This window comes from Verrucosispora sp. SN26_14.1, from assembly GCF_004307965.1.
GTDB lineage: Bacteria > Actinomycetota > Actinomycetes > Mycobacteriales > Micromonosporaceae > Micromonospora.
In genome coordinates this window covers 1-8,725 of sequence record NZ_SISL01000251.1, presented here as the reverse complement: position 1 = coordinate 8,725, position 8,725 = coordinate 1, and the positions used below count along the sequence as shown (strand labels likewise).

Annotated in this window: 8 protein-coding genes; 6 read left to right on the top strand and 2 right to left on the bottom strand. The window is 71.3% G+C overall.

Annotated elements, in window-relative coordinates; all coding sequences use genetic code 11:
- Nucleotides 1–6 precede the first annotated feature (6 nt).
- The 6 genes from EYA84_RS20535 to EYA84_RS20510 are packed head-to-tail and all read left to right on the top strand — an operon-like array spanning nt 7 to nt 3,457.
- Nucleotides 7–768, top strand: a complete 762-nt coding sequence (locus tag EYA84_RS20535; protein WP_394347593.1) for a type II secretion system F family protein — start codon at nt 7–9, stop codon at nt 766–768.
- A gap of 28 nt (nt 769–796) precedes the next feature.
- Nucleotides 797–1,024 (top strand): hypothetical protein, encoded by a 228-nt coding sequence (locus tag EYA84_RS20530; protein WP_131054672.1) that lies wholly within the window; start codon nt 797–799, stop codon nt 1,022–1,024.
- Between the two features lie 32 nt (nt 1,025–1,056).
- On the top strand, nt 1,057–1,467 hold the full coding sequence (locus EYA84_RS20525) for a TadE/TadG family type IV pilus assembly protein (protein ID WP_131054671.1): 411 nt from the start codon (nt 1,057–1,059) through the stop codon (nt 1,465–1,467).
- Nucleotides 1,464–1,916: a TadE/TadG family type IV pilus assembly protein gene (locus tag EYA84_RS20520; protein WP_387258457.1), complete on the top strand. Its 453-nt coding sequence runs from the start codon at nt 1,464–1,466 to the stop codon at nt 1,914–1,916. The genes EYA84_RS20525 and EYA84_RS20520 overlap by 4 nt, the downstream gene beginning before the upstream one ends.
- Nucleotides 1,913–2,338 (top strand): pilus assembly protein TadG-related protein, encoded by a 426-nt coding sequence (locus EYA84_RS20515; RefSeq protein ID WP_131054669.1) that lies wholly within the window; start codon nt 1,913–1,915, stop codon nt 2,336–2,338. The genes EYA84_RS20520 and EYA84_RS20515 overlap by 4 nt, the downstream gene beginning before the upstream one ends.
- A 15-nt stretch (nt 2,339–2,353) precedes the next feature.
- A complete protein-coding gene (locus tag EYA84_RS20510; protein WP_131054668.1) occupies nt 2,354–3,457 on the top strand; it encodes a LysM peptidoglycan-binding domain-containing protein in 1,104 nt (367 codons plus the stop codon).
- A 14-nt stretch (nt 3,458–3,471) separates the two neighbouring features.
- Here EYA84_RS20510 and EYA84_RS20505 read toward each other — a convergent pair whose 3' ends face one another.
- Nucleotides 3,472–4,323, bottom strand: a complete 852-nt coding sequence (locus EYA84_RS20505; RefSeq protein WP_131054667.1) for a Rieske (2Fe-2S) protein — start codon at nt 4,321–4,323, stop codon at nt 3,472–3,474.
- 200 nt (nt 4,324–4,523) lie between these two features.
- On the bottom strand, nt 4,524–8,725 hold a 4,202-nt coding region (locus EYA84_RS20500; RefSeq protein WP_131054666.1), incomplete at its 5' end, for a discoidin domain-containing protein.

Here is an 8,725-nt window from a genome sequence, read left to right as displayed (position 1 = left end):
GGCTCGGTGATGTGTATAAGAGAGAGCCATCCGCCGGGCGCGACCCGGCTCGGTCCGGCCGACCGCCGGCTGGACTGGCTGACCGGGCTGGCCCGCTGGCTGCGCCCGCCGCACCGGCAACTGGCCCTGCTCGACCGCACCCCCGAGCAGTACGCCCTCTCCATGCTGCTGTCCGCGTTGATCGGGCTCGCCGCACCGGCCCTGCTCGGCTTCACGCTGTTCGCCGTGGGCGTCTCGCTGCCGCTGACCGTACCGGTGCTGGGCAGCCTCGGTCTGGCAGTGCTCTGCGCGCTGGTCGCGCACCGGTCGATGATCGCCCGCGCGGAGGCGGCCCGGGACGAGTTCCGGCAGGCGGTCTGTACCTACCTGGATCTGGTCGCGTTGCAGCTCTCCGCCGCGCACGGCCCGGTGCAGTCGTTGGAGCGGGCCGCCGCCATCTGTGAGGGCTGGGTCTTCGACCGGATCTCCGAGGCACTGCGCATGGCCCAGATGCAGATGCACTCGCCCTGGGACGAACTCCGCGGCCTCTCCGACCGGATCGGCATCCCCGAGCTGGGCGACGTCGGCGCGATCATGCGCTCGTCCGGCAGCGAGGGCGCCCAGGTGCACGAGACCCTGCGCAGCCGCGCCGACTCGCTGCGCGACCAGATCCGCACCGACAACCTGGCCCGGGCCGAGGGAGTGACCAGCCGGCTCGACATTCCCGGCGCGCTGCTGGTCTTCGTCCTGCTCGGCTTCGCCATCTATCCCTTCCTCGCCCGCCTTTAGCACTCGACCTCAACCGAAGGAGCCCCCGATGTCCGTCCTCACCGAACTGAACGCCGCGCTGGGCGTGCGGCTGACCCACGTACAGACCGCGCTGCGGGCGCGGCTTGTGTACCTGCGGGGGGACCGTGGCGACAGCCCCGTACCGACCGCCGTGATCATCTTCGGCCTGGTGACGGTGGCGTTGGCGGTCACGGCAGCGGCCCTGACCGCCGCCAACAACTGGATGGGCCGCATCCCCGGGCCGCCGGCACCGTGACGATGCGCCGCCGCCGCTACGCCGGGTGCCGGATGGTCACGGCCATCCGGCACCCTCGGCTGCCCGGTGACGGCGAACGCGGCGGCAACCCGGTGGAGCTGGCGGTGGCGCTACCGGCGATCCTGATCCTGCTGTTCGGCTCGATCCAGGTGGCCGCCGTCTTTGTCGCCAGGTCCACCGCGCTCAACGCGGCACAGAGCGGAGTCAACGCACAGCGGCTTCACCAGGCTCCGGCCGGGGCCGGCGAGGAACGCGCCGCGCGCTTCCTCACCCAGGCCGGTGGCTGGCTGGTCGACTGGGACGAACCAGGGCCGAGCTGCGTCACCTCGGCCACCGACGTGACGTGCACGGTGACCGGCCGCTCTCTGTCGGTGGTGCCGGGAGTCAGCTTCTCCATCGAAGAGACCGCACACGGGACGGCGGAACGATGGACCGCACCATGAGCCGGGGCTCGGTCTCGATCGAGGTGGCCGTCCTGGCACCCGCGTTCCTGGCCATGATGGTGCTGGCCGGAGTCGCCGGGCGTACCGCGGTGGCCAGCGAGGCACTGGAGGCGGCGGCACACGACGCCGCCCGCGCGGCCTCCATCTCCCGCGACGCCCGCACCGCCCGCACCGAGGCCCTCGACGCGGTCCGCAGCCAGCTCGACTGGAGGGGGTTGGCCTGCTCCGGCGAGCCGCAGGTGACCTTCAGCGGATCGGTCGACGGACGGTCCACCACCTTCGGTCAAGCCTTCAGCAGCTCCGTCGGGCAGGACGCCACGGTCACCGTGCAGATCGCTTGTACCGTCTCCTACCAGGACATCAGGATCTCCGTTCTGAGGATGCCGAGCGGAAACCGGGTCACCGCCTCGTTCACCTCGCCGTTGGACCGTTACCGGAGCCGGGGATGACGGCCGGGCGCGGGGACGCCGGGCGGGTGAGCATCTTCCTCGCCGTGGCGATGATCGGCGTGCTCGGCATCATCGGCATGGCGTTCGACGGCGCCGGTCAGCTCCGCACACTGCAACGCGCCGAGAACCTGGCCGCCGAGGCGGCCCGGACCGGTGGCCAGGCCATCGACCGGGCGACCGCCATCGAGGGCGGCCCGAAGCGCATCGACCAGACCGAGGCCCGCGCGGCCGTCGCGGACTACCTCGCCGCCGCCGGGGCCACCGGCCACGACGTGACCTTCCCGGTGGTCGACGGCGAGACCGTCATCCGGGTACGGGTGTCCGTCACCTACCGCCGGGCGATGCTCGGCCTCTTCGGCTTCTCCAACACCGTCACCGTCTCCGGTGAGGCGACCGCGCGGGCGCTGACCGGGGCTCCCTAGGGAAGGAAGGTAGCCATGGCCGCATCGGGTGGCACCGCCGTACGGCGGGTCGGTCGGGTGCTGACCGGATTCGGCGCACTGGTGGTGCTGATCGGCCTGCTGGTCGGCGGTCCGATCGCGTTGTTGGCGTTCGCCGGCAACCCTCTGCCGGACCACGTGCCCACACTCGCGGAGATCGGCACCACGCTGACCAGCCGGGACGACGGGCAACTCTTCCTGCGGGCGTTGGCGATCGTCGGCTGGTTCGGCTGGGCCAGCTTCGCGCTGTCGGTGCTCGTGGAGTTGGGCGCGCAGTCGCTGCGCCGCCCGGCGCCCCGGCTGCCCGGGATGGGTCGGCAGCAGCGGGCGGCGGCGGCCCTGGTCGGCTCGGTCGCGTTGATCATCGCCGCCAGCCCGGCGGCCACGGCCGCCACCACGGCCTACACCGCCCCCGCCTACTCGGCGCCGGCGGCGGCCACCGCGACGCTCGCCGGGCCGCCCACGGCGTACGAGCCGGTGTCCTCGGGGACGGAACGCGCGACCGCCGACGCGCCGGTATACAAGGTGGCGAAGGGCGACTACCTCGGCAAGGTCGCCGACCGTTACCTGGACGACTTCGAGGACTACCGGGAGTTGGCCGCGCTCAACAAGCTGCGGGACCCGGACCGGATCCGCCCCGGCCAACTGATCACGCTGCCGGCCAACGCGGACGACCAGGGTGCCCGGCCGCACGCGACCGGCCGGCTGGTCGGTGCGCAGGCCCGTCCCGCTCCCGAGCAGTCGCGTCCGACGCCGTCGAAGCCGACGCCGTCGAAGCCGGATGTGGAGCAGCCGGAGTCCGCCGCGCCCACGCCGCCCTCTCCCGCCGCCACGCCGCAGGGACGGCCGGCACCGCACGACGAGGCACCGGAGGGGCATCCGCCGGTGGTGACGGTGGGCGCGGCACGGGCCGGTGAACCGGACCGGGTGAACCGTCCGCTCGCCATCTCGGCGGTGCTCGCCGTGGCCAGCATCGTGGGGGCCCAGATCGGTGCGGTGCTCGGCCTACGGCGTCGCCCGGTGCCGGTGGCCGCCACCCGGCAGCCGGTCCGGAGCGGTCCGCCCGCCGAACTGCCGGTCGGCCGTCACCGCAAGGACTGACCGGGGCCGTCGCCTCACGGCAGCCGGGCCTCCACCCGGCCCGCGACCACCCGGGTCGGCAGGGTCTGCTGGTCGTTGCCGGACGGGCCGTGCACCACCTCGCCGCCGTTGAGGCGGAAGGTGCTGCCGTGCCACGGACACACCACGCAGGCGTGGCCGTCGATCTCGGTGACCTCGCCCTCGCCGAGCGGGCCGCTCTGGTGCGGGCAGCGTTCGAGCATCACCGTGACGTCGTCGCCGTGCCGATAGAGGATCACCGAGACGTCGTCCACCTTGCGGGTCACCAGTTGCCGCTGCGGCAGCGTGGCCATCTCGGCGACCGAGTGCCAACCGTCGCTGATCAGGTGCAGGTCGGAGACGCTCACGTTGACCTGGGCACCCTGCTTGTACGCCAGGTGTCCCCCCAGGTACGCGCCGGCACCGGCGGCACCGAGCCCGAGCCAGCCGAGGGTCCGGCCGAGTTGGTGGCGGCCGGAGAACCGCGCGGCCACCGAGCCGGAGTAGAGGACCAGCGCGACGGTGTTCGAGGCGGCGTGCACCAGGCCGACCCGACGCTGGTCACGGGAGAGCGCGGCCCAGTCGTTGAGCCCGGCGACGGCCGCCGGCAACGCGCTCACCGTGCCGATGGTGGTGAGCGTGGTGGCGGCTCGACGCTGGCCCGGCATCAGGTCCAGGATCGCCGCACTGACCCACGAGCCCACCGGCACCTGCACCATCGCCGGGTGCAGCGGATGACCCAGCCAGACACCGTGCAGCAGGTCCCGGACCCGCTGCCCGCGCAGGGTGCCCTGCACCGCTCGCTGCAACCGGTCACCGAACCGGTCCAGCCCGGACGCTTGCTCGATCTTCGTCAACAACGCTCGCACCCGTACCGACTTCCCGCCGTACGCGGGCGCAAACCGGTCGTCGGGGACGAACCGTCGGCGACCGTGGCACGCCGTCTCCGACGGACCCCCGCGATCATGGAGTTGTGGCGGACTCTTTGCCCTTCTTGTGGGCTATCGGGAGTGCCACAACTCCATGATCGACGTCAGGGCCGGCTATCGACGTGAGGGCGGAGTGTGGGTCAGTTGCGGTTGATGGTGAAGGTGGACGTGGTGTTGCGGATGTCCTGCCAGTTGTCGCTCAGCCGCAGGTTGGTGAAGGTGACCGAGCCGACTGCCGGGCCCTGACCCGCCTCGGGCATCTCGTTGACCCAGATCCCGAAGCCCGACTTGGCGTCGAAGGCGTCACCGCTGCGCCGGGCACCGCTGATCGACACGTTGGTGAAGACCGTGTCGGTGATCGGGTTCTCCGGTTGACTGCCGGTGTACTTGGTCTGGAACATGATGCCGGAGTAGGTCGGGTCGACGATGTCCACGTCGCTGACGCGGATGCCCCGGAACTCCTTGGACGCGGAAAACACCCAGATCGCCGGGAAGGTCTGCGCACCCCAGAAATGACCACCGGCCCGGACCAACGAGATGTTCTCGAAACGGGTCGGTGGGCTGGACCCGAATCCGACGAACGGATATCCGAAGTCCAGTGAACTGATGGTGATGCCCGAGTACGTCAGCATGTCCGCGATGTAGAGGTTGCGGAACACGTTGTCGTAGCCGCCGTACACGGCGATCCCGGCCGCCCGCCAGGTCAACGTGGCGGTCAGGTTCTCGAACACGTTGCCGTGGTTGCCGGTCGACGCGCCCTGGTCGGTCGCGGAGAAGAGCGCGAAGGCGTCGTCGCCGTTGGACCTGCCCTCCGAGTTGCTGACCAGGTTGTCGGTGCTGCCGTTGGTCAGGTTCACCGCGTCGGCGAAGGTGTTCCGGAAGCGGCTGTCGGTGATCTTCAGGCCGCTGACGCTCACCCCCCAGTACGCGCAGACCGTGTGCTCGACCCAGACGTTGTCCAGGGTGAGGTCGTCGACGTCCTTGAGTTCACCCCAGACCTTGCCGGGCCCGTCCTGCCGGACCGTGTAGTTGCCGAAGAACGCCAGGTGGGAGAAGGTCGACCCGCTGGCGCTCGGCTCCACCCGGAACCCGGCGTCGGTGTTCTGCTGCGACGACGGCGTCTGGAACCGGGTGAACCACATGCCGGCGCCGACCACCTTCACCGCCTTGCCGTACACCTGGAACTTCTGGGCGGTCTCGTACGTGCCGGCGGGCAGGTAGACACCGACCAGGTTGCCGGTGGTGTCCATCCGGACCGCGTCCAACGCGCTCTGCACGTCGGCGTGGCTGAACCCGTTCGGCACCCGGTACCGCGCCGGGTCCGGGTTCTCCCGGGGAGTCACCTGCTCCAGGTCGACGAAGTCGACGGCGTACGTGGTGGTGTTCGCCGGGTCCTTCTGCAACCGGATCCGGCTGCCGGCCGGGATGGTGGAGTTGAGCAGCACGTTCGCCTCGTCGTAGAGGTGCCGGGGCGGGCCCGCGCTCGGCGAGTCGCTCGGGCTGGCCTCGGCGCCGTACAGCCAGATGTGCTTCGAGGTGAGGCTGATCGGCTTGTGCAGCACCCCGTTGACATAGATGTTCAACGTCGAGGTGATCCCGCCTCCGTTCGGGGCGTCCGGGATGGAGAAGCGGGTGACCAGGGCGTTGGCCGGCGCCTTGGTGGTCCACTCGACGTACGCGCCGGTGGTGTTGAGGGTCACCGCCCGCCGGCCGGACGCCTCTCCGGCCAGGTCGCCGATGGTCCGGTTCGGCCCGATCACCTGGGCTCCGCCGCCGACCGAGCCCTCCTCGGCCTCGTAGTGGTCGTACGGCAGGTTGGCGCCGCGTCCCACGAACAGCGGACGTTCGCTGGTGTTGTTGGCCCGCTTCACCGGCAGTTCGTTGGCGTCGGCGGCGATCACCACCCGGACGGTGTACCGGCCGTTGGCCGCCGTCCAGGTGCCCAGGTCGACCGGGCTCGCCGTGACACCCGCGCCGATGCCGCCGCCCGTCGATCCGGTGAGCGTCCGCACCGCCGTGCCGGCGTCGTTCAGCACGGTCAGCGTGATGCCGTGCGACCCGCTCGCCGAGGCGACGGTGCCCTGGTTGCGCAGGGTCACCGAGAAGCGGACGGTGGCACCCGCGCCGGGTGTACCCGGTGACCAGGTGACCGCCGAGGCGACCAGGTCGGAGCTGGCCACCGGGCCGACCGTCAGCCGGGTCGGGTTCGTGTACGCGTTGTTGCCCTCGTTCTGCTCGATGATCGTGTTCGCCGGGTCGACCGTGGCGCTGAGCTGGTAACTGCCCGCGTTCCGGGCCGAGACGGTGGTCGACACGCTCGTCGACGCACCGGCGGCGAGCGCGCCGACGGCCGCCTGGCCCACCTTCGTCCCGTCCAGGGCGAAGTCGACCGTGGTCGCGCCGGCGGCCAGGGTGCCCGCGTTGCGGACGGTGGCGGTGAGCGTGAGCTGATCGGTCTCCACCGGGTTGGCCGGGGCGGAGGTCACCGTGGTGACGGTGAGGTCCGGGTTCGGTGCCGGGGTGCCGATCACCTGGAGTTCGGCGACCTGCCCGTTCGACGACCCGGTGTTGGCGGTGAAGGAGAGTCGCACGTCGGCGGCGGTCGCCGAGACCGGGATGGTGACCGTGTTGCTGCCCGCCGGGCTGAACGAGTAGGTCGCCGAGCCGACCAGCGTGCTGAAGCCGGAGGCGGACTGCTCCCGGCCGAGCACCGAGAAGGTCTGGGTGCGCGGACCCCACGCCGGGTCCGGGTTCAGCTTCACCACGATCGCGCTGACGCTGGCGTTGGCGCCGAGCGCGACCGTCAACGTGCCCGGGTACGCGCCCGGTGCCCCCTCCCAGTAGGTGGTGACGTCGCCGTCGACGGCGTTGGCCGCGGCGAAGACGTGCACCATCGACGAGGCGGTGGCCGGCTTGCCGGCGGCCAGGTCGGTGCCGCCGGGCGTGCTGCCGGTACGGGTGACGGTGTTGCTGTTCGCGGAGATGTTGCCCGCCGCGTCCCTGGCCCGTACCACGTACGACACCGTGGCACTCGCCGGCTGCGTGTCCGAGAACGCCAACGTCGTACCCGACACACTCGCCCGCAACGCACCGTTGGCATACACGTCGTACCCGGTCACCCCGACGTTGTCCGTCGACGCCGACCACGTCAACCGCACCTGCCCACTGCCCGGCTCGGTGAACGCCAGGTTCGTCGGCGCGGACGGCGGCTGGGTGTCGCCGGAACTGCCGGTACGGGTCACGGTGTTGCTGTTCGCGGAGACGTTGCCCGCCGCGTCCCTGGCCCGTACCACGTACGACACCGTGGCACTCGCCGGCTGCGTGTCCGAAAACGCCAACGTCGTACCCGACACACTCGCCCGCAACGCACCGTTGGCATACACGTCGTACCCGGTCACCCCGACGTTGTCCGTCGACGCCGACCACGTCAACCGCACCTGCCCACTGCCCGGCTCGGTGAACGCCAGGTTCGTCGGCGCGGACGGCGGCTGGGTGTCACCGGTGGCCGGGCCGTACACCTCGATCTCGGCCAGTTGCCCCGCCGACCAGCCGGTGTTCGCGGTGACCAGCAACCGGACGTAGCGGGTGGCGGCCGAGCCGACGGTGATGCTCACCGTGTTGCCGCTGGCCGGGTTGAAGGCGTACCCGGTGGAGGCGACCAGGGTGGTGAAGTTCGTACCGGTGGTGCTGCCCTGCACGGTCGCCGTCTGAGTGCGCGCGCCCCACCCGGCGGGCAGTTTGAGCACCAGCCGGTCGACGGTGACCGTGGCGCCCAGGTCCACCTGGATCCACTGCGGGAGGGCGTTGTTCGGGCTCTCCCAGTAGCTGCTCTGGTTGCCGTCGTTGGCGTTGCCGGCGACGTAGACATCGGCGTGGCCGCTGGCGGACATGCTCCGACCGGCCGCCAGGTTGGCCGACGAGGCCACTGCGCCGTACACCTCCAACTCGGCGAGTTGCGCGGCGGACCAGCCGGTGTTCGCGGTGATCGCGATCCGCACGTACCGGGTGGTGGTGGCCGGGAAGTCGAGGGTGACCGTGTTGCCACCGGCCGGGCTGAAGGTGCGGCCGGCCGAACCGACGATCGTGGCGAAGGCGCTGCCGGTGGTGCTGCCCTGCACCGACAGCGTCTGGGTGCGGGACTCCCAGCCGGCCGGCAGCTTCAGTTTGACCTGGTCGACGGAGTGGGCGGAGCCCAGGTCGACCTGCACCCACTGCGGGAGGGCACCACCGCTCTCCCAGTAGGTGCCGGCGTTGCCGTCGGTGACGTTGGCCGCGACGAACGATCCGTTGACGCTGCTGGCGGTGGCCGGACGGCCGGCGGCCAGGTTGGGCCCACCGGCTG